Here is a 23,297-nt window from a genome sequence, read left to right as displayed (position 1 = left end):
CATCCCTACTTTTCAATTTTTAAATGTGTATGTTTCTTATTGGATTTCGCCAAACCAATTGTAAGTGGCAATCCAAGTACTAAGAAAACGATGACATCGGAAATTGTTGCTCCTAATACTTGTATAACAATTTTGTCAAATGGTTCTCCCATCACAATAATATCGAATGCCCCAGCAAATATAATAGCAATGACAATACCAACTAGCCCAGTAATTGCTAAATAAGAAATATCCCCCTTGTTAAACGACCCGTTTTTCACACTAAAACCAACTCTTTTTTGAATAAGCCCCATTGAAAAACCAATAATTCCTGAACTAATAACCCATCCCCACCAAATACCCCATCCAGCAATCGTATCTGTTACGGTATGACCGATAAGTCCGATTAACAGTCCTGCCACTGGACCAAATAATGCTCCAAAAACAGTTAATATAGCTAATGCTGGTTTAATAAATGTATTCGGTGCAATAGAAAATCCCCAAAGTCCTAATATCCCGTATAATGCTGCTCCAATACCGATTGCTACTACTAACTTTGTTGATAATTTATTCATGACAATTCCCCTCTCATATTAGTCAACTTTTATTACTCTATATTTAATTTAAAAATGAATTATGCATCGACACTCCCTTTCTATACAACAAAAAAATGACCTCTTACATAAGAGGTCACTTTCTTTCACTTTCAAGAATCCTCTTATCTTTCAAAAAACACATCGTGTCCTCTGCGGAATTAGCACCTTCCTATAAAATTGCATAGGGGTTGCTGAGGTTTCTTAGGGCCGTTCCCTCCACCTCTCTGGATAAGTATTAATTTGTAATTCGTATTATGGCACTAAAGAATGTAAATTTCAACACTTTTCTTACTATTTTTATTTTTTATTAAATAGCACATTTAAATCATTGTATTCTTATCGGAATTATGAAATAATGAATTCAAAATCGTTTCGGGAGGAATGCATTATGAAAGTTATTGGTTTGATTGGAGGATTAAGTTGGGAATCTACATCATTATACTATAAACATATTAATACACTTACACTCTCTCAATACGATCAAAATGCGAAGCTAATTTTATATAGTATGGACTTTGGTGAAGTAACTACTTTATTACAAAACCATCAATATGAAGAAGTGAAAAATGAACTAGTTACAGTTGCAAAGAAAGTTGAAAAATCTGGGGCTGAATGTTTATTAATGTGTTCAAATACTGTACATCTATTTGCCGAGGAGGTAGAACAAGCAATATCTATCCCGCTTCTTCACATTGGTGATGTAAGTGCTAAAGAAATGGTAGAACAGAATATAAAACGTATCGGACTATTAGGAACAAAACAAACGATGGAGCAAGATTTCTATAAATCACGATTAGCGAAATATAACATTGAGACAATTATCCCAAATGACGAGGAAAGAACTTTTATCCACCATGTCATATTAGATGAATTAAGTAGAGGGATCATTTCAGAAACATCTAAAAAAAGGTTATTACAAATTACAAAATCATTAATTCAAAACGGCGCTGAAGGTATATTATTAGGCTGCACTGAAATACCTTTACTCATCTCCCAAAATGATCTTACTGTTCCCGTTTTTGATACTGCTTTTTTACATGCAAATACTGCTGTACAATTTGCTGGATAAGAATACACAAGCATAAAGGTGAGAACCTCTATGCTTGTATACAGTTACGACTAATTATCCCGCTATTTGCAGGCAGTAAAGCCCCACCAATTAAAGTTTTACTTTATTTAAAAGAGATTCAATAACTGCAATCGCTTCTTTTGAACCACCACATTCTAAAAAGCTATCATTAAGTTTTCTTATACCATATTTATACTTTTCATTTGAAAGTACATCTGTTACGGCCTCTTTTAAAGTGTGTACATTAACATGTTCTTTCAATAGTCTATGTGCCGCTTCAAGCTCAGTTAATCTTCGCGCTATCATTGGCTGATCTTTATCATGCGGTATTATTACAAATGGGACATTATAATGAATGGCATCGTGTACACTATTCATACCGCCATGTGTAATAAAAACATCTGCTTCATTTAATATTTCTGATTGAGGTACGTATGGAGCAATTATAAAATTATCTGGTACTTCCTTAATTTTAGAAATATCATTTCTATCACCAATTGCCATTACAACTATCCCATCAAAATCTGAAAAAGTATCAATACAAGTATTAAAGAATGGTTCGAGTCCTTCAAGCAGTGTTCCCATTGAAATATAAATAACTTTCTTTTCTTTAAGTGATTCCAGTGGAAACTTTATATTTGTTTTACGCTTTGAAATACTCGGCCCAATAAAAATGTTATTTTCCCCGAACGATTCGCTATTAGGTTGGAAATAACGACTTGTGTATACGAGACAAACATCACCCTTATTATTCATAAATTGAAGATTATTCTTTGGTTTTACTCCAAATTTATGTTCCATCTGATTTAGTAATTTTTCAGAGATTTCCTCTGGTTGAAATGGCATATCTGCATTTGGATGAAAAGGTAATGTCTTCAAAAATTCTGGCGGAATTAAAAATATAGGTGAGGACACTACACCTGGAACTTGTAAATATTCCTTTACTAACTCTCCTGCGCCAAATATATCATAAATTACGAAATCAAAATTTATACTTTCATATAATTGTTTCGTAATTTCTAATATATATAAAGAAGTTTGAACATGCACATGAAAGAAAGCATTTAACCCAGATGAGGTTTCAGCATCAATAGAAATCTCTTTTAATAGATCCGGATGAGTATGTACAGTAGCTCCTAAATCTTCAATTCTATCCTTAAAGTTTGCCGTTGTAATATAATGTACGTTATCCCCTCGTTCAGTAAAGGCTTTTACTAAATTTAATGTAGGGTTTACATGCCCCTCTGCTGGAAAATTAACTACTAAAATATTTAGCACTTATTCCTCACTCCTTACATTTCACTGTTTTAATTAAGCATACTGTTATTTGTACAAGTAATCTTCCCCTAATAGTCCTAATATGCTTGCTACATTATATTGATAAATAATTTTCAGTCATCAACATAAAAAAAGCATCTACCTATGTAGATGCCTAACCGTGATAAGGAGTGTTCTGTGAGGTTAGAACAAGCGTTTCTGCTTGTCCTATGCTATCAATATATGATTTATTTTATAAAATGTGAATCGTTAATAGAATTATTTTATCCATTTTATATGATCAAATGGATAAAATACCATTTCTACTTTACCTATTATATTTGATTCATCAATAAGTCCAAGTGTATTCCTACTATCTTTACTATGATTACGATTATCACCTAACACAAATAATTTATGCGTAGGAACTTTTATTTCTCTAAAATTTGAAAAACGATTGGATACTTGCGACATATCTAAATGTATATACGACTCATCACGCTTTTTACTGTTAATAAATACCTCATCCTCTTTTAGTTGTATGTTATCCCCCGATAATCCAATAATTCGTTTCACATAGTAAGTAGGCTCGTCTTCTTTTTTTATAATGACAACATCTCCATGATGAAAAGACGATAAACAGACGTTTACCTTATTAACAAGTATATAATCTTTTTCATTCAAAGTAGGTTGCATAGAAATTCCTTCTACCATACAAAATAAAAAGGATTTATTAATAAAAATAACCCCTATTATAATGAATATGTAGCTACATATGTTCCGCCAATATTTTAGAATAAACAGCTTCATATATACCTCATTTCTAATCTATTCCCAGATAAAAACGCCTCTAGTTTACAGAAATACTAGAGACGTTTCGTACATTTTAATTCTCTTTAGAGGCATCTGTTTTTGGCGCTTCACCAGTTAATCGCTTATTTTTCAAATCAAAATAAGCATCTAAAACTTCTTTTCCAATATCGGAGTTAATTCCCGATTTATCATTTTCAACCCATGGTACTACAACAGAAAATGCTACTTCTGGATCATCATATGGCGCATATCCAGCCAATGTTAAGTTATAACATTCTCTACGATCACCTTTCGCATTTCGCCCAATTTCATTTTCTCCACCATATACAGTTTGTGCGGTCCCTGTTTTACCAGCTGGTTTATATGGTGCTTTTTGGAATGCTCTTACTCCCGTTCCATCTCCCTCTTGAAATACTTTTCTAAATCCTTCTTTTACTTGATTAATATATTCTTGTTTCATATCGATTCTATTTAAAACAACGGGTTCTATTGATTGTACTACTTTACCAACCTCATCTTTTTGAACGGTTTGTTCTCTAATCTCTTGAACAATTTGTGGTTTCATTCGATACCCTCCATTTGCGATAGTCGAAATATATTGTGCAAGCTGAAGTGGTGTATACGTATCATATTGTCCAATAGAATAATCTAATAAGAAACCAGGCTGATTATCTTTTCTTCCAATTTGCCCTGCGGTTTCATTTGGTAAATCAATACCAGTTTGTACGCCTAGTCCAAATTGCCTGAAATAATACCTCATTTTATCAAAATATTCTTGTTTAATATCTAGTGAACTATTTTTCACATAACCCACGCCAGCAATTTTTAATGCTATATTAAACATATAAACGTTTGAAGAAACTTGTAACGCTCTTAGATCGTCTATATCACCAAAATTTTTCCAAGACTTCTTTTCCTTAGTTCCTTTAAATTTCATAGGTGCATCATAAAAATGTGTTCCAGGAGTTATTGCATTTGTTTCAAACCCTGTTAACACTGTCGCACCTTTAACCGTTGATCCAAGCTCATATGAACTTGTCAGCGTGCCTAAAGCATAATCTTCAACTTCCATTTTCCCGTCTTTTTCTACAAGCCTTTTCCCAGCCATCGATAATACTTGGCCATTTTTCGGATTCATCATCACTACGAAAGCACGGTCTAACATTGATTCTGATCCTTTATATTGTTTTAATATTTTTTCTATGCTCTCCTCTACTTTTTTTTGCAATTCCATATCTATTGTTAAAGTTAAATTTTTACCGCTTTTCCCTTCCGAAACCGTTTCCGTTCTAATAGTATTTCCTTGTTTATCAGCAATGCTTCTTACTTCTTTTTTTGTACCATGAAGTACATCTTCGTATTGCTGTTCGATATAACTTTTGCCGATCCTATCATTTCGGCTATAATCACGCACTAAATAATAATCTAATCGTTCACGTGGCAATCCTTCATCAGCATTTGAAACGTTACCAAGGACAGAACGGAATAATCCATCATTTACATAGATTCTCTCCCAATCAACTGATGTGTCTACTCCTGGAAGGTTCGCTAAATTTTCACTAATCACCGCATATTCCTGTTCACTAACGTCCTTTTTAATAATTTGAGGTGCCATTTGAAAACCTGAGGTCATTTTACTTTTAATAGCTAACACTTCTATATCTTTAGCCGTTAGTTCTTGAAGATTTTTATCTGTAACGCGTTTCCTTTTTAAATCTTCTATTTTTTTGTCTAGCTCTTTTCCGGTAATATCCTTATCTCGGAACTTATCTATTTCTGTTTTTGATACTAAGTCTTGAGCAAGTTCTGGATTTAATTGCATCCAAAAGTCTTTCTTATCAGTCTCAGTTAACTTATCTATATCTTCTTGTGGCATTTCAATAATATCTGCAAGTTGTCTTGCTGATTTTAATATTTCTTCTTGTTTTACACCTTTCACCTTTGTATATGTAATCGTACGTAAAGACTTATTATCAACTACTGGATTTCCTTCACGATCAAATATTTTCCCACGTGGTACAGAAAGGCCCACGGTTGCATTTTCTCTCTTCTCTACTTCATTTTTATATGTTTCTCCATCAAAAATTTGCACTTTCCCTAACTGAATAATAATGCCAGAAAATAATAAAAATACACAAAGGAATAAAATATTTAACCGGAGAGGTACTACTCTACCACTTTTCTTCTCTTGCTTTTTCACCTTGTCATAATCTCCTCCTTACAATATTTCAAATAATAATCACATTTCTATATTAAAAGTAATGTACAATTTCTATACATTGCTTTGTACAAATATTAATATAATGTTTAAAACTTAATAGAAATTAAAACAAAGGTAAAGAAAAGGTAAAGTTTACTAAATTAAATATAAAAAATACCCAATAACAAAAAGCTTAGTTTTCACTAATCGCTTTGTTATTGGGTATTAATTGATTTAAGAATTACTACTAGTGCGTATTGCTATACATTTGTCGTCACAATTAGAAAGAGATTGTTTACTTAGTACTTTCGGTAAGTAAATAGTTACTGTTGTCCCGACACCAACCTCGCTCATGATACTAATTGTCCCTCGATGACTTTCAATAATTTTATAACTTAACATTAATCCAATACCAGTCCCTTTTTCTTTCGTACTATAAAAAGGTTCACCTAATCTCTTAATTCTTTCTTCAGGTATTCCTATTCCTTCATCTATTACATGAATGATGACACCATCATCATTTATTTCTTTTATGTGAATTGAAATTTCCCCACCATTTGGCATAGCTTCGATTGAATTTTGCAAAATATTAATAAATACTTGTTTCAATTGATTTTCTGAGCATTCAATAATTATATCTTTGTCATCCGTAAATAGTTCAACTTGAATATTTGTCATAATTGCTTTTGTATTCATTAACGATACGACATTTTTAAAAATTTGATAAATATTTTTCTTTTCTGTATTTATCTCATCTGTTTTAGCAATTGCCAGAAATTCTTGCAGGATCGCTTCTATCCTTTCAATTTCAGAGAGCATAATATCAAAATATTTTTCTTGATCTTCTTTATTAATTTGAAATAACTGTATAAAACCTTTAATTACAGTTAAAGGATTTCTTACTTCATGAGCCACGCCAGCTGCTAATTGACCAATTGCTGCAAGCGTATCTGATTTATTTAGCAATTCTTCTGTCTTTTTTCGCTCTGTAATGTCGCGTACAATAATCATAATTTTATCATGTAATAATGGTAAGCACCTAGCCTCAAAGAAATCAATACTTCCATTAAGTGTGAGTGGATATTCTACAATTACATTCGTTCCTTTTTCCTTCACTTGATTAATGGCTTCCTGAAACTGCTGTGCTACTGACGTTGGTAATACTTCGTAAAACTTTTTTCCCATAAAAGCTTCTGCGGGTACGTAAAACTTTGTAGGAGATCCTGCCTTGTAATCTATAATTGTGCCATCATCTTCTGTTAAGAAACATAAATCTGGTAAAGCTTTAAAAATTAATTCCAGTTCAGATGTTTGTTGTTTTAACTGCTCTTCTATCGCTTTTAAATGTGTAATATCTACACCAACAGCCCAATAACTATATCCTGTTACAGGAAACTGTTCTGATATATTCGACCACATTATTGTTTTGATTTCACCATTTTTACATGTTAAGTGCATTTCCCAATCTCTGAAATTTTTTCCACAAGTTAAAAATTTCTTTTGTATTTGATGGCGATAATTATGATCAGGATACAATAATTGCAGTGCATTGGGATTTCCAATTATTTCTTCAGCGGTATAACCTGTTACAATTTCGCATTCTCGATTCCACAAAACAAAATCTCCATTATAATCAAGCGCATCGACCATAACAGGCATGTTTTGTAAAATCGTATGTAGTTCCTCCTCTTTCTGAGAAAGCAACGTTGTATTTTTACTTTGAAATACTTTTATTGCACTATCTAAGATTAAACTTGAGAGCATTTCAAAGTATTTTTGACAACTGAAAATTTCACTTTTTTTGGACCATACAACAAAAGATCCTAAATGTTGATTGTATAAGAAAATGGGGATTTCAATCTTTGGAAGTTTACTCTTTTTTATCTCATTCATTCCGAATGAAAAAACACACTCTTTTTCAGCATCAAGAAGTTGATGTGATATGTTAGTTAATTTATAAAATTGTTCTGCCATGGTTTCTATTGTACTCACATCAATAAGTTCCATTAGCCGCGAATTCATTCCTTTTTCACCTCAATATGTAAAATTAATACAAATCTAAAATTCATACTTCTCCATTATACGAAGAAAGCTAGTGTAGGTATATAGCTGTAGAATAATTATTCGAACAAATTTTATTTTTCAATTAAAAAAAGAAAAGAATATATATACTGAATATACCTTTAATTAGTATATATTTCGTTGATTCCTCACTTATTATCTAGATAACTTGAATTCCTCCTTACATTCACTGAATTTTTACTCGAGAGTCATACACGTTACTAATAGCGGTATAAACATGCAATAAGTATAAAGTTCATAAGATATTCACATTTCCCATGAAAAATATAAACATTTATTCCAATATATTCTATATAATAAAATGTAATAAGGCTTCTATGAATCTCATAGAATACCTTACCCCTAATAAAAAAGAAAAAAGAATCCATTTGGATTCTTTTTTCTTTTTTTAATTACATTACATATTTATATAAAGCATGTGCCACACCATGTTCTTCATTTGATAACGTTTCGTATTTACACATTGCTTTTATTTCTTCAACTGCATTTCCCATTGCAATTGATATATTCGCTTTTTCCATCATAGAAACATCGTTTAGTCCATCACCTATCGCTACAGTGTTTTCAACCGGAATATTAAGATATTCTGCTAAAGTATATAATCCATTCCCTTTTTGAGCATCTCGATGATTAATCTCTAAATTGTGCCAATATGAAGATGTAATTGCTAAATCTGTATTATGAAGAAATGTTTCTTTTAGTTTTTTTAATTTCTCAATATCATAAGAAAATGGTAATAGTTTATGCACATGTATGTCTGTTTCTACAATTGGTTTACAACTTTCCGCACTATGAAACGCTGTATGCTCAAGATATAATGCTGCGATTGTTTCTAACTCTTTCAAGTCGAAATTTTCTTTTGAATTCTTCACATACTCAATTTCATTACGTACACTCTCTACTCCATAATCCGGTACATACACACCTTTATCAGTATAAAGCTGATAATATAAACCATTCTCTTCAAGATATGCTACAATTTCAAGTGCCTGCATATTTTGAATTGGATATCTCTTCATCATTTTTTTATCCTTATATATAAGAGCCCCATTTTCTGCAATGATTGGACACTCTAAATTAACTTCTAACAATAATCGCTCAATGTCAACAATAGAACGTCCTGTACAAATTGCTACAACATGGCCAGCTTCTTGACATGTTCGAATTGCTTCTGCATTTTCTTTACTTATCATTTTATTCCCTGAAAGAAGAGTTCCATCTAAATCAATTGCGATTAATTTCATTATTTCTTCACCACTTTCTATAAATACACGAGTTCTAATTAATTATTAGGTATCGTTTTCATACAATCCTCGTGTGGTACTTCTTATTTATAATTTATGAAAAGCGTTTCAGGTCAAGAAATAATTAAAAATAAAATCCAAAGCTTTTCTTTTTAAAAAGCTTTGGATTTTAAACTATGAATTATAACTAATGTATTTTGTCTCATACATGTACACATTTTTTTCTTCAGTTGGGATATATACTTTAAACTTTTCTAACCGTTTTCCATAGACATGAATCGTAATAACGCTTTCATTTGTGCTAATTTCAAGAATATGACAATCTGCTGGTGGAATTACTTTATCAGTTTCTCCTTCTCCCAAATAAAGATTTCCTGTATGTGTTAAATAAACAAGTGAATTTCCAAGTTGTTTCGTTTGTATAAAGTTCTGCACCATTATCCTTCCTGAAAAAACGCCTTCTACTCCCCATGTGCCGTCATGATCATGTAAAGGTGTAGATTGTCCATCTTTCCATACGAGAGCTAGTACTTCAAAACGTTTGAGCGGATCTTCATACAATAAATGTCGTGCATATTGAGTCAAATTGGCCTTCTGTTTATCTAACGGAAGCCATGTTTTCTTTTCTAAAAGTTCTTCTAGTAACTTTTCAATGCCACACACTATTTCTTCTTCAAATAAACCGTTTTCCATAAGATCTGTAACACCTTTAATAAACTTTTGAAATGATTTACTTCCATTACAAGTCAACATAAGAATCCTCCTCTACGTTTTATACAATTCCATATTAAGGTAATTTCGGAAAACTCACAATTGAGAAACAAAAAACAAGATGCAAATGTATGCACCTTGTTAAGATTTTTATTTAGCTTTCAATCGAATAGGTAAGTATTTTAATGTTTGTTCATTTTCCAATATACATTTTTCTAAACAGAAAGATGGAGATAGTTCTATTTTTTCAAAAGTATTTATAAAGGTAGTTAATGCAATCTCAGCCTCTAAACGTGCAAGTGGTGCTCCTAAGCAAAAGTGAGGACCTTTCCCAAAGGTTAAATGCTTTTCATTTCCTGTTCGATGTACATTAAATTGAGAGGCTTGTGAAAATTTTTTCTCGTCTAAATTCGCTGCACTAACCCACGCAACAATCATCTGATCCTTTTTCATGAAAGGACCAAATATATTTGTATCCTCTGTAATCCTCCGGGCCAATGTAACAGGAAAGCGATAGCGTAATACTTCCTCAATCGCTTTTGAAATTAAGTTAGGTTCTTTTCTTAACTCTTCATAAATTCCAGGTGAATCTACTAAAAAGCAATAAAAGCTATTAATAATTAAATTTGTAGTGGTTTCATTCCCAGCCGCTAGTAAACCTAATGAAAAGGTTACAATTTCCTCATCGGTTAATCTTTCGCCTTCATATTCAGCTCGAATTAAATCAGATATGATATCATCGGTTAAATGATATCTCTTTTCCTGAACAATCGGTAGAAGGTATGCTTTGAATTCATTTAATGCTATCCCTTTCTCGGCATCCAGATCATTAAACTTTTCTTTACTATACGGCATAAATAAAATATCAGACCATTCTTTAATTTTTTTACGATCTGTTGTTGGGACTCCTAATAAATCGGAAATAACGGTAACAGGTAAAGGTGCAGCAAACTGTTCAACGATATTAACTTCACTACATTTTTCGATATGTTGTACAAGTTCATCTGCGATAGCCTGTATTCGAGGTTTCCACTGTTCTAAACTTCTTGGAGTAAATGCCTTAGAAACAATGGAACGTACATTGCGATGTTCTGGTGGATCTGCAGAGTTTATATTTATTCTAGTTTCTAAAGGAGGGATTGAGAATTGTCTGCGCTCCCTTCTACTTGAAAATAAGCGATAATCTGATAAAACACGATTTACATCATCATATAAAAAAACATTCCATACATCCTGCTCTTCATCATAATGAACTGGGTGATTATCCCTCATCAAACGATACCATTCATATGGATTCCATAATTCTTCTTTTGTTTTTAGCTTTGAAATTTCATGAACTAAAATAACATTTTCAGGTGAAGCCATAGTTCTTTCCTCCCTTTTCTTTTACAATAAAAGTGATAGGTCGGCAGTCCAAAGTTGTATAAACTATCATATGTTATTTTAACATATACCAAAGGGGATTTTTCATTAGAGAACTTGAGAAATATATAAGGGGGATTTTTATGTACGTTGACATTTTACTACTAGCAGAATTAACGACAGGACCAAAACATGGATATGAAATTAAAAAAAATGTTCAAAATCGTTTAGGTGAAAATTTCGAATTAAATCACAACATGCTTTATCCAGCCCTTCGGCGCTTTGAAAATATGGGTGCTATAACGAAAAAAACACATAAACAAGTCGGAAAACCAAACCGAAATATGTACGATATAACAGAAACAGGAGAAGAAATTTTTTCTGAAATGTTACGAGAGTTTCCCGAAAAACTTGCGACAAACAATACAGAATTTCTTGTTCGTATTGCGCTATTTGAAAAACTTGACTATGAGGATAGAAAAGAGATTTTGACTGTACGTCAAAACGTACTACATAATCAGCTTACTGCTATTCAGTCTCTAGATGTTACCTCATCTTTTATTACTGAAGTCATTGAATTTAGTAAATCACGAATTGAACATGAATTGAGTTGGATTACATCACTTATGAAAAAAATATGAAAAAATAACAAGAAAAGTTAAAAACAATGAATGAAAATGATATTTATTATCAATACTATAATTAATAAAAGGGCAACCACGATTTGGCTACCCTTCAAACATTTACACTTCTGGATCGAAAGTTTTGCAATCTGTTTCTTCCGTTGTAGATGCATGTTTACCTTTATGACTTACTACGTAAATTGCCTCTGCACTACATTTATTACCGTTCGCCCAAAATTTACAGTTATTTACTTCACATAAAACGTCTTGTGCCATAGTATCACACCTCCTTGTTCTATTATCATTAACAACATTCGGAGGTATGATACTATTTGTCATCCATTTTTTATTCCCTTTTTAGCTTTCTTAATGGTTCAATATCTCCACATACAATAGCATCAATATTTCCAGTTATTTTTTCAATATCAAAATGCCACCATTGAATTTGCAATAATTCTTGAATTATTTCATTTGAAAATCTCTCTTTTATTTTATTTGCAGGGTTTCCACCAACAATTGTATATGGTGCGACGTCTCTAGTCACAACAGATTTAGCTGCAATGATTGCACCATCCCCTATTTTTATTCCGGGCATAATTGTTGTATCCATACCAATCCAAACGTCATTTCCTATAACTGTATCACCTTTATAAGGTAAATCAGACAAACTAGGTGTATACTTCTCCCACCCATTTCCAAAGATATTAAATGGATATGCCGAAAATCCATCCATCCGATGATTGGCTCCGTTCATAATAAAGTTAACTCCAGATGCAATACAACAAAACTTTCCAATAATAAGGCGATCTCCAAGAAATTCATAATGATGTAATACTCGATTTTCAAATGTTTCTCCATCTTTTGCATCAAAATAAGAATAGTCACCAACAAGTATATTAGGTTTTGTTATTATATTTTTTATAAATTGAACGTTTTGATTTCCTTCAATAGGGTATTTAACATTTGGATTAGGATTCATTTTGTACGGCACTTCCTTTACCACTTATTTCACTTTCTACCGCTATTACTGGCTTTAAATTGTATATAGGTAAAATAAACAATAATCCAATTATAAAAAGTAAAGCCGTCCCTTCATACATCATACTTAATGAAAACATCTCTTTTAATGAACCAGCTATACTCATCGTTACTACCATTGAACCGGTAAAAAGCGGACTTAAAATACCATTTACACGACCTATAAAATCGGTATCGCTATTTTGAATAATAAGCGTATTAATACCAATTTGGATACAAGGAAGAGCTAAACCACTAAAAAGCTGCGCCGTAAGTGTCACCCATAAATTTGTAGAATATCCTATAATGCCAATACCAATTGCTTGACCAAGCATACCGATAATTAACATCTTTTGCGGAGCAACATTTTTCGCAAATACCATTGCTAATGCTCCGCCAACAATCATTCCCGCACCATTTACTGTTAGTAGCCACTGTAAACTCTCTTTTGATAATCCTAACTGCTCAGTCACAATAAATATACCTAATGGCTGAATTAATCCTATACCTAGTCCTGCAGCCATAAAACAAAGCCCTAGCAAAGTTAATGTTTTTTTCTTTTTGACATACTTAATACCATCCTTCATCTCCTGCAGCAGAGTGATATCTTTCTTTTCTACGTCGTTTTCAAGATCTTTCGGAAGAAATAACAATACAACTGCCGCAAGTAAAAACGAGATACCTGTTATGATGATTGAAATATAAATTCCAAAACTATGAAAGATAAATGTCCCTAGAATTGGTCCTAATACCATAAATATTGCAAATATCGTTTGATATATAGACATCGCTAATTGAATTTGTTCCGTTGATAAATGTTGTTTAAACAACTTCATTCCAGATGGTTGTGAAAACTGTGAAAGGATTGCAGAGATGAGTGTCACAAAAAACACAATTTTCCACGTTCCAAACATAAGCGTAATTAATACAGCGAATACTGAAATGGAACTTAACGTTTCACACCATATCATTGTCTTCTTTGGCTTCCACCTATCAGCAAAGGTACCGCCAATAAATGAAAAAATAAAAATTGGAGCGAATTCAGCAACTGAAATCATAGAAATAGCAAAAGCATCACCTTTTGTCATTTCCATTACATATAGTAATACCGCAAAGTTTCGAACCCATATTCCTATTTGTAAAAATAATGCTGATGCTAAAATCCCTTGTACAAACCGATTTTTTAATACTTGTGATACCCCATTGTTTTGTTTCGTTACTACATTTGTCGACATAAAAAAGCCTCCTATTTCATGTTCTGAACAGGAGGCAGCACAAATCATATAAAAAGACTATATATTCGCAGAGCGAAATACATCCCTTTTCTATAAATGTACAGACTAACCCTATTCAGAAGAATATTTCGTTTTTTAACGAAGATCTCTTACAAATAGAATTAGTTGATCATTGGGATGTCTTCACCCTTCCGTTTCGAATTTAAATAACACATACATACTCTATGTAAATCATTTTCGATGTATGCATGTCTCCTTTTAACTATTCTAGAAAGTTAAAGGTAATTCCTCTAAAGAACGCATTAAATAGTTCCCTTGCCATTTAATTTCTTCACGATTCCCTTTTATTTGTAGTTCAGGCATTCGATTAAACAAAGTAGTAATAGCAATCTTTGCTTCTAACCTCGCAAGTGGAGCGCCTAAACAGAAATGGCTACCATGACCAAAGGCAATATGACGATTATTTTCTCGAGTAATATCGAATACTTCTGGGTTTTCAAATACAGTTTCATCACGGTTTGCAGAAGCTAAGGCAATGACAACCATATCTCCTTTTTCAATTGTTCGGTCGTGAATTTGAAAAGGTTCCGCTGCCCACCTTGCAGTTGTAACCTCAACTGGAGAATAATAACGCAATCCTTCCTCAATAGCCGAATCAATTAGTTTTGGATTATCTTTTAATAACTGTAATTGATTTGGATTTTCAAGAAGTGCTAATACCGTATTTGTAATTAAATTCACTGTCGTCTCATGTCCTGCGACAATTAATAGCATTATCATTGAATATAGTTCCCGAGCGCTAAGTTTATGCCCTTCACTCTCTGCAAGTATTAAAGCACTCACCAAGTCTTCTTTTGGCTCTTTTCTTTTAATATCAACTAAATATTGAAGATATGTAATAAATTCAGATAGTTGTTTTTCAGTCTCTTTTATTTCTTCAGGTGTTTCTGGTGATGCAATAACAGCATGAGACCAAATCCTAAATTTCGCTTGATCTTCTTTTGGAATACCGAGCATCTCGCTTATTACAATAATTGGTAATGGAAATGAATAATCATCCACAAGCTTTAATGTACCTTTTCGCTCTATATCACTTATCAAATCATCTGCTATTCTCTGAATTCTTCCGTCTAATTGTGCAATCATCTTCGGTGTAAAAGCCTTTTGAACTAAAGATCGTAAACGACTGTGGTTAGGTGGATCTGAATTTAGCATATGTGTTGTTAAGTGGTCACTATTATCAACGGAAAGATACATGTTCTTTATATCTTGAGAAAACACATTTGTCCAATCTTTTTTTAAACGATTATCTTTTAAAAGTGGCAGAGCATCTTCATATCTAGTAATGAGCCATTCTTTACCGATTTCAACTTGGTTTACAAATAATATAGGTTGTTTTTTTCGCGATTCTTTATAAATTTCATACGCATCTTCTTTAAACTGAGCTGAAGCTAAATTAATGCCATCCTCTATGCTTAACCCAACTTTGTTTTTCATTGACATTGTATTCCCTCACTCTCATTTGTTTTTGAAAACCAACCAACATATGCATTATACTCTAATAAAAACGTGAAAATTGTAAATTTTTAATCAAAATCTTACTTCGTATATTGAAAAATAAAAAAGTGAGAGAGTACAATCGTTTTACTCTCCCACCTCTCTTTATGCGAAGCACATAAAATTACTAATTTGTTGATAGCGATAACTTACTTTACGACGACGACCACCTTGCCAAGTGTAACCTGATACTCCGTTTCTTCTCACTTCAGTCGGAAAGAACCATAAATCCCTTCCAAAAGGTCCAGGACGATGTAAACGTAAATAGCCCCATCTTCCTAAACAGTTACACATCCATGATTTCATATTGCCTGGTTGTGCTGGAGAAGCAAATGTAGACGGTAACGATGGCGCTTGTGACGGTGGTGGTGACGTTGGAGCATCCTCCGCATCATCTGGTCTGTAATCTTCTTGTTCAATATCTCTCACTTCATTTGTAGGTTCATACCCGTAGTTTTGTGGATTATAATACATCGCTTGATCATATGGATAATTTTGTTGGTTATACATATTAACAAATCACCTTCTTTTCATTCATTACCTTTATCATTCATATGTGATATGCCCTCTCTAGGAAGCTTATGTATAGCCCAAATTCAACTTAAAAAGCTCGTATTATTAAAAATACGAGCCTTTCAAAAATAGAATGTGTTTATTATTTCCTTAACTTCACACTATAAAAACGCATTTCATCTAACGAACCTTCAAATTCAAATACTTCTTGTTTAATTAATTGTTTCAAGCGATATTCTAAGAATGTATCTCCAACCAATTGTTCAACAAGACCAAGTGCTTCACCAATTACTCTAGGAGCTTTGAGGAACTCTCGATCAGCACCCACACTTTTCGCGCATTCAATTATAAATTGATCAAAATAATCTTCTTGTACAAAATGCACTTCATTTTCTTTCCACACTCTTAAACATTCTATGCTTTCCGATAATCTATCCCACTCATGTTCAAACTTCATTCGCTTCTCTTCAGTTAAATAAGGTAACTTTATAAAACTTTTTTGGAATAGAGCTAAACTTTCAGGTGGTAATTCTCCCGTTCCACGAATATCATACTCTTGTTTTAATATTTCTCTGCTTGCTTCAGACGTATTAATAACTCGAATGTTTTTCTTATCCTTTAATTGTGCTATTACAAAACTTAGGCCTACATGTTCATGTGCATTATCAGCCTTCCAAATTGTAATAGGTGTTTCAACAGGAATAGTATGTAGTTCTTCTATAGTTGCTATAAATCTTGATAAATATTCTTCTTCAAAATAACTATCATAAGCAGTTAAGTTATTTATTAACCACTCCTGTCTTGCTAGTTGCCCCTCATTCGTATGCAACCTATATATCGGTCCAATTGAAAAAAATTCCGAAAAAGCAACAACACTCTCTTCAAATAATTCTTCTTGACTTAACATATATTTTAAGCAACCAGCCGTTGAATCATCAAAAGCAATATGTACGTGCGTACTGTCTTTTACATTCCTTTTATAAGTAGGATTACTTGTTAATTGTTTCGGAATATCCATCAAATTTTTAATTGTATCTTCACTATAGTTTTCTTCTAATAAGTTTAACTGTATGAGAATACTTTGAAGTAAAACTTTAGCCTCATCTTCGTACATATCCTCTACAGCATTTTTAATTTTATCTATCACACAAATCCCTCTATTCATTTCAAAAATAACGTAGATTATAGTGTATCATTTTAGTATAGTTCTTTAAAGTCAAATCCAGATTACTACAGCAATCTGGATTTTCAACAAAAGCTCTCCTTATATTTTTGAATTGCTAAATATTTTTACTTTGAAAATCCTTGTATCTAAATGTATAATTATATAAAAACAAAAATATAGGAGCTATATTTATGGATAAAGTACTTACAAATTATAAACATTACTTAAAAAATTGGAGATTTATATTTATTTGCATACTACCTGCTATTGCCTTATTCGTTACTTTCGATGTCATCTTTGAACTACTGTTTCATCAAAATTTCTACTTATCTAACTTAATTTCTGCTATCATATTATTTTTAATATTTATTAACGTTAAAGATAAATTTAAAATTAAAGGCTAAAAAACACTATTTCAAAATAGCCCTTTATTATTGCATCCTACTATAAAATAAGGCTCATAGTAGATTTTCATAAAAAATAAGAGCACCCTGCAATTAGCTGCTCTTATGTGATTAGAGGTTTTTTCTGAGTATTAAGTAGGACACGAAGATCTTGTCCTACTACATAATATATGCTTGTGCTTATTATTTCGTGCATGTATTAAGCACCATGTTCAGGTACTTAATATATGCACAGTCATTGCTAAAAAATCTACTCAAAATTTCACTGCACAATTTCATATTTATAAATTAAAAAACATCCTCAATGGATGTTTTTTATCTAAAGATTTTAAGCTTCCATAAACTTAGCCGGTACACCAATTTTTTCAACTACAGAAGATATATTAGTAGGATTAATCATTACATTTTCAATACATACTAATTTATTTTCTAATATCCCATTCTCTGTAGTAATAAGTTCTTCAAACCGATCTAAAGTCATTGAGAATTTATGTTCACTTCCACCATTCATACTAACTTTTACATACTTCATAGTGTCACCGCCTTTCATAATAATTTACATTTCGACAAGAAGGCGCTTACATCCTTTTTATTTACCGCTTAGATTTCTCACGTTTATATATATTTTGAGAACGGAAACTACTATTATTCACTCACAAAATTATTGCTAATAAGAAAGATAAAGATAAAAATGCACAAAGTGGAATATATAAACCGGTATCCATTCTTGCAAAGTGCGTATCTTTTTGTCGTTTAAAGATACCAAAATAGTTAAATTCACCAATTACTCTAATAGAAAAGACGATCATACAAATCCAGGAACCGACTTGAATAATAACATTAGGAACTGCAAAATGAACAATATTTGCTTGTTGCAACAAAATTATTGCTGCCATACTTAATAATAATGCAATGACCAATGTCATTCCGGCACGAGGTGTAAACGCCTTTTCCCCTGCTTTAGTTGGAATAACACTATTTGTCCCCCAATTACCTCCGAAAGCCCAATATACATGTAAAAAACTAACTAAGAATAATATACAAGCAGATATATATGTAATGATAAGCATTTTATCCTCCCCTTATTTCATTTTGGTTCCCACCTATAAAATATGCTGTTCCCCCCACATTAGCAACCTTCATTTCATTACATAAAAAAACCGTAATGATTTATCAATATTAAGATAAGTCATTACGGGGTTATTAAACCTCATTATGCATTATACCTATTTCTTCGGCGTTCCATCCTTGTTTGACCTTGAACTGCATTTTCTTTGTATGGATCTATTTGCTCTGTCATTTCATATGTTGCAACTGGTTCTTCGTACTTATACTCATGGATCTTTTCTGGCATTTTACTTTTAGATTCTTTCCCACCAAACTTAAATAGTTTCATCTTTAATTTCGGCAATCTTGGAAGTCGAATCTTAATTGATAATCTTTTGCGTTTCTTTTTTGGTCCAAGTAGATTTATATTTTCTTTATTATTATCTTTCTCTTTGCGGTGAATGAACATCGCAAGTAATCCTCCTATTACAAGTCCTCCAATTAATAGTAATATATATACATAATGGCTTGTCATTAAACTCATTATGCGTTCAAGTATGACTAACGACTGTACTTCTTTTATATCCCATAGTAAAGCGGCCCATAATGAGAATAAGCCCAAAGTAAGTCCATATGTACGAAAACGGAATAAACATGGAATTAACGCGACACATGCAGCAATTTTCGCATTTGCTATGATTGAGCTTGTTGCAATATCTTGATGCCAAATAACTAACAGTAGTGTTATAAATGGCGCATACGCTATCCAACTGCATATACGTGAATACATCTTTTTAGCAAAATAACTACCGAAACTAGTAAAAAATAAAAGCCCTCCAATATATATAGATTGTTCTAGAGGGATTTGCTTTGTAAGTCCTGCAATTGGAAAGAGGCCGCTCAGTAGCATTAAGAGCACATCTAATTTCTTCACAATTCCCCATTCCTTTCAAATTTTTTCAATTAATAAAAATCGTTTTTCCATATGAAATAGTTTTTGTATTTCTAAAAAACATATTAATCCTGTCTGCACATAAAGTAAATATGTAAACGAAAAGATACTTGACAAAGGATATCCTTATTTACATAAAAAAATGACAAATCCTGATCGATATAACGAGCAGGATTTGTTTACTAGTATTTAAAGTAGAATAATTGAATCTTTCTTTTCTACTTTTACTACATCTACATCCAATTCATCATCAAATTCTTTAAACTCTCTTGCATCTATGTCAGTAATATAACTCTTTATTACTTTTTCCATATGCATGGAATATGTAATGTGTACATTCTTTTTCGAAAGCATACTAGAATTACAGCACATGTAATGTATCATTTTAGCGATATAATCCCTTTCTACAGGTTTTACACCTAATGGTAGAATTTCAAGTATATATCGCTGAAAAATCCCACTACAATTAAGTGAATATTCACCAGTGCTATAATACATCCCTTTTTGATCTGTATATAAGCCAATGCTATCTAGAGCATCATCAGATTCTATTACACCGTAACTTGGTACATCAAAACCTGTATTTATTCTAATAATATTTAAATTTGGAACCTTTAACACCTCTGGAACAATATCAGGTAAAATATCTGTATTAATTTCTTTATTTTGTAACTCTTTTATCCAATACCTTCTCAAATTTGCATCTACAATGAAATAAACTTGTTCATTTTGTTCTTTTGCATATTGTACAATTTCCATTAATGTTTCGGAAACATATTGTTTAAAAAGAACTCCCATATCATTTCTCTTTGATGGTTGTGGTAAAAATGCATTATGTTTATTTATATTTAATAATACGTAATCAATCGTTTGCCATTCTGTATTCCCATATAATTTATATAAAATTTCTTTTCCTTTTATTTTTGAAAGAATAGGTAAGAAATCAAATTTCGATATTCGTTCAATTGATAAGTTAACATATATACAAGGTAAATTTATCTTATTCCAACTACGCTTCAAAAATCCTTTTTGCTCTAATAAACTAAAAACACTATTTACAATTGTTTTACGAGATACACTTTGGCCTATAAATAAATTAATAAATGTTGAAATACGGTTTGCTCGTGCAAATCCCTCTCTAATGATTTGTTTTGGATCAATTTTTTCTCGTCCATCACAATTTTTCAATGCGATTAATGCTAATGTCGCATCACTGCGCTCGCCCGCGGTAGCATAGACAGCTTTCGTAACATCATCTACAAGATTTGTTTTATATTTTTGGCAATATTGCATTTTATATGGATTTTGTAACACCTTTTCAATATTGTATCTCACAATCTTTAATAACACTGGAAAATCTGTATTCAATACATAAGAATTTTCACCAACTTTAGTCAAAACAATTTGACTCTCAAGTAATGTTTGTTCTATTTCCAACACTATATCTTCAGACCAAACTTCTAATGTTAATGTCTCTAATCCTTTTGGGGCAAATAAAGGAAATAATTCATTTTTGTTATTTGTAGCTACCTTTTTACATTCTGGAAGTATTGTGAAATAAGAGAATTTACGCTGAAATTCTTTAAATAAATACTCTCTTTCCTTTACTGTTATACCCGGTTCTATTTTAGTACCTTGAACTTTATAAATTCTCTCATTGTATGGAAATAACACCCTTTTATTTTCTCCTACAATATAATCTTTCGGATATTGGAGAATATGGTCTAAATCCACCTCTCCCCCTATTTGAAAATCATCTTTTAAATTTCTAAATATCTTAATCCATTTCATGCCGGTTGTAGCTTGTTGTATTTTTAGTTTTACAAACCGTATTTTTTTATTATTTGACGCAAACTCTGAGGTAGAAATCAATATAATGCCTCGTTTCCGTCTTAAAAGTAAAGGAATATCTGGGTGATTATATTCTTGATAAAATCTCCGAATCCCTATTGAAATATTTAATAATGGAGCGTTCTCACCACCGCGGGTTATGCATTCGAATCGATATACATAGGAGAAAAAATCTTGTGTTTTTTCATCTTTTATCGGCCCTGACATCGCCTCACAAATATTTTGTGATCTAAGAGGGGAAAAATAGATTTCTTCTTCATTTGTATTTTTTAAATATATAGGACGCTCACAAAAAATATGTGAGATTAAAGCGGGCACCCACTTAGAATACGTTTCATTATCATGTAGTACTGGCAAATTAGAAATCAAATCGGATTGCCATTCATATTTTGGTGGTTCTACTAATCTATTTGGTTTCCAATCATGAATAATCTCATACCAACTTTGAAAAATATAATCGAGCTGCTCTTGTCTAATAGGTTCTTTCGATACAATCCATGGTGTATTTTCATTTAATACGTATGGGTTATGCTGAATAAACAATATATCCGAAAACATATCATACAATCTTTCATTCAAACGTTTCAACTTACTCGTTAATAAAAATGTCTTATAATGTATCTCTACGATGTCCAGCCATTCAATAGGAAAGTATATAAATGATACCTTTTCATTTAAAAGGGGTTCTACTATATTTTCAAATGTTAGCAGCCTTAATTTTTTCATAAAATGATTCCTTCCTTTCTTCAGTTGTCTTGATTATCAAAAAGCTAGAACAATAGTTACTTAATCTAATCCATTTAAATCAAGTATTTAAAAGAAAAGTAAAAACTATTTATCTGAATAAAACATTATCAAATCGACTCTTTTAACAATTAAAAGTAATTATCATATACAGCACCTCTTATATTTATGTTTTAATACATTTAAATTATACAATTTATATAATGTATTGTACTTATCATTTACAAAAAATTTACAAAAAACTAAAAAAGAACACCTTAAATCGGCGCTCTCTTTACAAATATTAAGCGTTATGTAATTGAACATATAGATAACAGTAATCCTCCAAATGAAATTGTTCCTAGTAAACCTACTACAAATCCTGTTAAACAAATACAATCAGCAAGACAAATAGAAGACTGCGATAATGGAACGAATGACCTACTTGTACCCGAACCATATTGTTTTATCTTCTCATAATTCATATCTAACATTAAATGTAGACATGTTATACCCTCCTCAATAGTATGTACAGATTCTTTTTCTAATTGCTCCAATAATTTACTATCAAAAGCAACTGCTAGAGGGTACTGCTTATCCGATTTCATATTTTGATAAATTAGTTGCAAACGAGATAATATATTATTTTTCTTCTTTTCAGATGTTACTGTACATTTCATATTATTAAATTCATTTAATAACAGTGATAATTCATCTCTTTTTCCGTATAAATCTTTAGCTATTTTTCTCTTTAGTTTATACGAATGGAAAATAGATTTTAGTTCAACCATATTCAGACACTTCCTAATTACATAGTATTTACCCTATTATTTTGTAGATAAACAGTACTTTTTAATCTTATTTAAAATACACTTAAGCAACTTATTTTACTATCGA

Annotated in this window: 22 protein-coding genes and 1 riboswitch; of the genes, 3 read left to right on the top strand and 19 right to left on the bottom strand. The window is 31.7% G+C overall.

The window, feature by feature from the left end; genetic code table 11:
• Positions 1-5 precede the first annotated feature (5 nt).
• Entirely contained in the window at positions 6-554 is a 549-nt protein-coding gene (locus tag MR112_RS13110; RefSeq protein ID WP_001038210.1) for an ECF-type riboflavin transporter substrate-binding protein, read from the bottom strand.
• A 140-nt stretch (positions 555-694) separates the two neighbouring features.
• Positions 695-810, bottom strand: a riboswitch (SAM riboswitch).
• A gap of 153 nt (positions 811-963) precedes the next feature.
• Here MR112_RS13110 and MR112_RS13105 point away from each other — a divergent pair.
• Entirely contained in the window at positions 964-1,644 is a 681-nt protein-coding gene (locus MR112_RS13105) for an aspartate/glutamate racemase family protein (RefSeq protein WP_000864372.1), read from the top strand.
• Between the two features lie 90 nt (positions 1,645-1,734).
• Here MR112_RS13105 and MR112_RS13100 read toward each other — a convergent pair whose 3' ends face one another.
• The 7 genes from MR112_RS13100 to MR112_RS13070 form a co-directional block, all read right to left on the bottom strand.
• Complete coding sequence (locus MR112_RS13100; RefSeq protein WP_242245024.1) at positions 1,735-2,922, bottom strand: macrolide family glycosyltransferase; 1,188 nt, start codon at positions 2,920-2,922, stop codon at positions 1,735-1,737.
• A gap of 258 nt (positions 2,923-3,180) precedes the next feature.
• Positions 3,181-3,711, bottom strand: a complete 531-nt coding sequence (gene lepB / locus MR112_RS13095) for a signal peptidase I (protein WP_025687419.1) — start codon at positions 3,709-3,711, stop codon at positions 3,181-3,183.
• A gap of 76 nt (positions 3,712-3,787) precedes the next feature.
• Positions 3,788-5,914 (bottom strand): peptidoglycan D,D-transpeptidase FtsI family protein, encoded by a 2,127-nt coding sequence (locus tag MR112_RS13090; RefSeq protein ID WP_242245023.1) that lies wholly within the window; start codon positions 5,912-5,914, stop codon positions 3,788-3,790.
• Between the two features lie 234 nt (positions 5,915-6,148).
• Positions 6,149-7,936 carry an ATP-binding protein gene (locus MR112_RS13085; protein ID WP_001088560.1) on the bottom strand — a complete coding sequence of 596 codons (1,788 nt, stop codon included), beginning with the start codon at positions 7,934-7,936 and terminating at the stop codon, positions 6,149-6,151.
• 452 nt (positions 7,937-8,388) lie between these two features.
• Positions 8,389-9,240: a Cof-type HAD-IIB family hydrolase gene (locus MR112_RS13080; protein ID WP_000766391.1), complete on the bottom strand. Its 852-nt coding sequence runs from the start codon at positions 9,238-9,240 to the stop codon at positions 8,389-8,391.
• Between the two features lie 174 nt (positions 9,241-9,414).
• Positions 9,415-9,993, bottom strand: a complete 579-nt coding sequence (locus tag MR112_RS13075; protein ID WP_000954438.1) for a cysteine dioxygenase family protein — start codon at positions 9,991-9,993, stop codon at positions 9,415-9,417.
• 108 nt (positions 9,994-10,101) lie between these two features.
• A complete protein-coding gene (locus MR112_RS13070) occupies positions 10,102-11,316 on the bottom strand; it encodes a cytochrome P450 (protein WP_078404615.1) in 1,215 nt (404 codons plus the stop codon).
• Between the two features lie 140 nt (positions 11,317-11,456).
• Here MR112_RS13070 and MR112_RS13065 point away from each other — a divergent pair, with 140 nt between their 5' ends.
• Positions 11,457-11,954, top strand: a complete 498-nt coding sequence (locus MR112_RS13065; protein ID WP_078187643.1) for a PadR family transcriptional regulator — start codon at positions 11,457-11,459, stop codon at positions 11,952-11,954.
• 102 nt (positions 11,955-12,056) lie between these two features.
• On the opposite strand, the gene MR112_RS13060 is transcribed toward MR112_RS13065, so the two are convergent.
• From MR112_RS13060 to MR112_RS13035, 6 genes are all read right to left on the bottom strand, one after another.
• Positions 12,057-12,212 (bottom strand): DUF1540 domain-containing protein, encoded by a 156-nt coding sequence (locus tag MR112_RS13060; RefSeq protein WP_000046095.1) that lies wholly within the window; start codon positions 12,210-12,212, stop codon positions 12,057-12,059.
• Positions 12,213-12,282: 70 nt separating this feature from the next.
• A complete protein-coding gene (locus MR112_RS13055; RefSeq protein WP_001069245.1) occupies positions 12,283-12,915 on the bottom strand; it encodes a Vat family streptogramin A O-acetyltransferase in 633 nt (210 codons plus the stop codon).
• Positions 12,905-14,188: an MFS transporter gene (locus tag MR112_RS13050; protein WP_000106401.1), complete on the bottom strand. Its 1,284-nt coding sequence runs from the start codon at positions 14,186-14,188 to the stop codon at positions 12,905-12,907. The genes MR112_RS13055 and MR112_RS13050 overlap by 11 nt, the downstream gene beginning before the upstream one ends.
• Before the next feature lie 267 nt (positions 14,189-14,455).
• Positions 14,456-15,691 (bottom strand): cytochrome P450 family protein, encoded by a 1,236-nt coding sequence (locus tag MR112_RS13045; protein WP_000062122.1) that lies wholly within the window; start codon positions 15,689-15,691, stop codon positions 14,456-14,458.
• A 159-nt stretch (positions 15,692-15,850) separates the two neighbouring features.
• Positions 15,851-16,255: a hypothetical protein gene (locus tag MR112_RS13040; protein ID WP_000282687.1), complete on the bottom strand. Its 405-nt coding sequence runs from the start codon at positions 16,253-16,255 to the stop codon at positions 15,851-15,853.
• A 145-nt stretch (positions 16,256-16,400) separates the two neighbouring features.
• Positions 16,401-17,405, bottom strand: coding sequence for a DUF1835 domain-containing protein (locus MR112_RS13035; RefSeq protein WP_242245022.1), 1,005 nt, complete (start codon positions 17,403-17,405; stop codon positions 16,401-16,403).
• Between the two features lie 209 nt (positions 17,406-17,614).
• Here MR112_RS13035 and MR112_RS13030 point away from each other — a divergent pair, with 209 nt between their 5' ends.
• On the top strand, positions 17,615-17,827 hold the full coding sequence (locus tag MR112_RS13030) for a hypothetical protein (protein ID WP_000362067.1): 213 nt from the start codon (positions 17,615-17,617) through the stop codon (positions 17,825-17,827).
• 328 nt (positions 17,828-18,155) lie between these two features.
• On the opposite strand, the gene MR112_RS13025 is transcribed toward MR112_RS13030, so the two are convergent.
• The 5 genes from MR112_RS13025 to MR112_RS13005 all read right to left on the bottom strand — a co-directional run bounded on the left by MR112_RS13025 (position 18,156) and on the right by MR112_RS13005 (position 23,197).
• Positions 18,156-18,359: a hypothetical protein gene (locus MR112_RS13025; protein ID WP_000878369.1), complete on the bottom strand. Its 204-nt coding sequence runs from the start codon at positions 18,357-18,359 to the stop codon at positions 18,156-18,158.
• A 121-nt stretch (positions 18,360-18,480) separates the two neighbouring features.
• Complete coding sequence (locus MR112_RS13020) at positions 18,481-18,897, bottom strand: DUF3995 domain-containing protein (protein WP_000905568.1); 417 nt, start codon at positions 18,895-18,897, stop codon at positions 18,481-18,483.
• A gap of 143 nt (positions 18,898-19,040) precedes the next feature.
• The gene (locus MR112_RS13015; protein WP_048538123.1) at positions 19,041-19,808 is read right to left on the bottom strand and encodes a DUF3959 family protein; all 768 of its coding nucleotides are present in this window, start codon (positions 19,806-19,808) and stop codon (positions 19,041-19,043) included.
• A gap of 207 nt (positions 19,809-20,015) precedes the next feature.
• Positions 20,016-22,403, bottom strand: a complete 2,388-nt coding sequence (locus tag MR112_RS13010) for an RNaseH domain-containing protein (RefSeq protein ID WP_000736208.1) — start codon at positions 22,401-22,403, stop codon at positions 20,016-20,018.
• 308 nt (positions 22,404-22,711) lie between these two features.
• Positions 22,712-23,197 (bottom strand): hypothetical protein, encoded by a 486-nt coding sequence (locus MR112_RS13005; RefSeq protein ID WP_033687380.1) that lies wholly within the window; start codon positions 23,195-23,197, stop codon positions 22,712-22,714.
• Positions 23,198-23,297: the final 100 nt, after the last annotated feature.

This window comes from Bacillus cereus group sp. BfR-BA-01330 (assembly GCF_022663885.1).
GTDB lineage: Bacteria > Bacillota > Bacilli > Bacillales > Bacillaceae_G > Bacillus_A > Bacillus_A cereus.
Note: the sequence above shows the minus strand (reverse complement) of the source record. Positions and strands in the feature narration are given on the sequence as shown.

Bases quoted from the DNA above. Each gene is read 5' to 3' on its own strand.
- MR112_RS13025 (WP_000878369.1), bottom strand. From the start codon at position 18,359: ATGAAGTATGTAAAAGTTAGTATGAATGGTGGAAGTGAACATAAATTC.
- MR112_RS13020 (WP_000905568.1), bottom strand. From the start codon at position 18,897: ATGCTTATCATTACATATATATCTGCTTGTATATTATTCTTAGTTAGT.
- MR112_RS13065 (WP_078187643.1), top strand. From the start codon at position 11,457: ATGTACGTTGACATTTTACTACTAGCAGAATTAACGACAGGACCAAAA.
- MR112_RS13010 (WP_000736208.1), bottom strand. From the start codon at position 22,403: ATGAAAAAATTAAGGCTGCTAACATTTGAAAATATAGTAGAACCCCTT.
- MR112_RS13080 (WP_000766391.1), bottom strand. From the start codon at position 9,240: ATGAAATTAATCGCAATTGATTTAGATGGAACTCTTCTTTCAGGGAAT.
- MR112_RS13085 (WP_001088560.1), bottom strand. From the start codon at position 7,936: ATGAATTCGCGGCTAATGGAACTTATTGATGTGAGTACAATAGAAACC.
- MR112_RS13070 (WP_078404615.1), bottom strand. From the start codon at position 11,316: ATGGCTTCACCTGAAAATGTTATTTTAGTTCATGAAATTTCAAAGCTA.
- MR112_RS13105 (WP_000864372.1), top strand. From the start codon at position 964: ATGAAAGTTATTGGTTTGATTGGAGGATTAAGTTGGGAATCTACATCA.
- MR112_RS13030 (WP_000362067.1), top strand. From the start codon at position 17,615: ATGGATAAAGTACTTACAAATTATAAACATTACTTAAAAAATTGGAGA.
- MR112_RS13045 (WP_000062122.1), bottom strand. From the start codon at position 15,691: ATGTCAATGAAAAACAAAGTTGGGTTAAGCATAGAGGATGGCATTAAT.
- MR112_RS13050 (WP_000106401.1), bottom strand. From the start codon at position 14,188: ATGTCGACAAATGTAGTAACGAAACAAAACAATGGGGTATCACAAGTA.
- MR112_RS13110 (WP_001038210.1), bottom strand. From the start codon at position 554: ATGAATAAATTATCAACAAAGTTAGTAGTAGCAATCGGTATTGGAGCA.
- MR112_RS13040 (WP_000282687.1), bottom strand. From the start codon at position 16,255: ATGTATAACCAACAAAATTATCCATATGATCAAGCGATGTATTATAAT.
- MR112_RS13075 (WP_000954438.1), bottom strand. From the start codon at position 9,993: ATGTTGACTTGTAATGGAAGTAAATCATTTCAAAAGTTTATTAAAGGT.
- lepB (WP_025687419.1), bottom strand. From the start codon at position 3,711: ATGAAGCTGTTTATTCTAAAATATTGGCGGAACATATGTAGCTACATA.
- MR112_RS13060 (WP_000046095.1), bottom strand. From the start codon at position 12,212: ATGGCACAAGACGTTTTATGTGAAGTAAATAACTGTAAATTTTGGGCG.
- MR112_RS13055 (WP_001069245.1), bottom strand. From the start codon at position 12,915: ATGAATCCTAATCCAAATGTTAAATACCCTATTGAAGGAAATCAAAAC.